A 2,511-nucleotide genomic window follows, 5' to 3' on the forward strand; every position below is an offset into this window, starting at 1 on the left:
GAATGCACTTGCTTTAATTTTACCTGAACCCATATCTTCTCTTAACTTTTTCACTTCGTTTATTAAAATACTTACACCATTATTTGCATTCAATCCACCACCTTGCACCCCACTACCCATATTTGACATATTTGCCATTCTTGATGCTTCATTTAATTTTGAAATCGCATTTGGAGCAGCTACTAAATCATCGTTTGGAGATATCTGTACTAAACCACCTTCTTTTGTTGATATTTGAGTTCTACCATTTGCAGGAGATAATACATCCCCAGCATCTTTAACACTTGCACTACCCATATATGCCATCAAAGAAGCTATACCAGCGCCCGCTGCTATCAATCCTAATGGCCCTAATTTCGCATTACCGGCAAAAATGGATGCAATTGCTTCTTTCATTTTTAACAATGCTGTTTTTTTACTTAAAATATACATTGTTGTCAATCCACCAATAAGTGCAGGGAATAGACCTGGTATTGAATTTAATGCTCCAAATATCCCACCAAATACATTTCCTAAAGTAGTTACTATTGGTGCTAACGCCTCCATTAATGGTAACAATCCTTCACCAACAGCTGCAACGATACCTTTAAATGAATTTTCCATTTGAGTTATCTTATCAGCTATTTCTTCTTGTTTTGCTAATTCTTGTGTTTTTGCTTTTAATTGGTCTTCACTCATATTAGTAATATCCAATCCAGCATCCATAGCTTTAGAAACTCTTTTTTGTTCTTCTTCGCTAAGATGTCCAAGCTTTTCTTGCATAAGAATTTGCTTAGTCAAGTCCTCAACCGTTTTACCAGTAGCATCTGCTAACGCCTTTTTAGTAAACATATCCTGGTCAGCAAACTTACCATTTCTCTCAACTTGTCTTAATAATTCTTTTTGTGCATCAACGTGTCTTCCGGCATATGCTAAAGCTCTGGCTTGTGATAAATTAAATTGTCCACCAACAAAAGTTGCTGCAACTAATTCCTTTTCAATACCAGTTTCAAAATCTAATAAACTTTCGGTTGTTTTTAATACATCCTTTAATGTAGTACCCAATCTTCTAGCTTCAATAGCTTGTTTAGCAATAAGATTTACATCACCTTTAAAATATGTATATGTATCTGCTGCCGAGTCTGCTATATCTTTAAACACTTGCGATGGAGCAACACCAGCTAACTTAGCCATATCAGCTACTTGCTGCGAAACTCCTTGTGCAGTTTCGGCAGATAGGCCCGCCATACTTTGAAAAATCATATTAACGGCCGCCGCATCTTTTTGTGCAACTCCAAAGTTTTTGTTTAATACAGATACATTGGCCGCTACCGCTTTTGATACTGGAACACTATCACCAAATTCGCTTTTAAATGCCGCAATACTATCATATGCAACTCCAGCATCCACACCCAATTTAGCAAAATCAACTCCAATACTATGTGCATCTTTTTGAATTTGCTTTGTTTGAGAATTTGTTAAACCAGTTTCTTCTCTAAACTTCTTACTTGCTTCTTGTATTTCAGTAAACGATGATAATGCGGCTGCAAATAATGCACCCATTATTACAATTGGACCTAATCCCGCTGCAATCCCTTTTATCATATCCTTTACAACGGTTAAAGCCGATTGTAAACCTTCTGGTAATTGCTCTACTAATCCATCCTGTTGCTTTTGTAATTCAACTAATCGTTCCTGTTGTTTTAATAAATTTTCGTTTGATTGGAATATTTGTTCTGATAACTTTCTATCTTCCTCATTCATTCCCAAAATAGATGCTTGGAATTCTTGTCTTCTTCTTTGTGCATCAGTTATACCAAACACATTTTCTCTTTCGGTTGCTAACCCTTCAGCTGCATCTACCTGTGTACTTCTTATACCTTCTAATGCTTTTCTTCTTTCCTGCAGCGATTCTAACTCGTCTCCAGATGCATTTATTTCCTGCTTTTTAAGACTTAATATTCTAGCCGTTATTGCTGCAAATTGATTACCACCATTATTCGAATCGGTTAAAAGCTCTTTTACTTTTGGTGTCATTTTTGCGAATGATGCTGCAAAATCATTTGAGGTTTCCCAAAAATCTTCTTGCTTTTCTGCCGCATCTGCCCAAAACTTTACATAATCACTTGCTTTATCCTCAACCTCTTTTAAACTCTTTAATTGTTCGTCTAAATTTTTGCCATGAGTTTTATCTTCTTCATTTCTTTTTTTGAGACGCTTGATTTCTTCATGACCAGCAACAGCCATTCTTTTATTTCGCTCTTCTATTCGCTGTTCAATTTGCTCTCGCTCTTTGAGTAATTGATTTTGTCTTTCTAGCTCTTGAGCGGATAAACTTCTTACATCTGCCATTTACAAAAATTTTATTTTACGAATCCATGTTTTTGCAAATACTGATAAATATCCGGCTCATCTTTCTTCACTTTATCCAAATAATCAGCGGCTTTATCGTGTATCTTTCTTAAATCAGATTGTAACTTTTGTAACACCGGGTCATTGTTTACAATGGTTTGAAGTTTTTCAGGTGTTTTG

The 2,511-nt window shown here is 35.7% G+C and carries 1 protein-coding gene; it reads right to left on the reverse strand.

The genetic code is table 11. The annotated features are described in order from the left end of the window. The coding region (locus ACIQ0Q_RS09790; RefSeq protein WP_395772748.1) for a hypothetical protein at positions 1-2,331 on the reverse strand (2,331 nt) is incomplete at its 3' end. Between the last annotated feature and the right edge of the window lie 180 nt (positions 2,332-2,511).

Origin of the sequence: Arenimonas sp. (assembly GCF_044348765.1) — a bacterium.
In the GTDB taxonomy this organism is placed as follows: Bacteria; Pseudomonadota; Gammaproteobacteria; order Xanthomonadales; family Xanthomonadaceae; genus Arenimonas.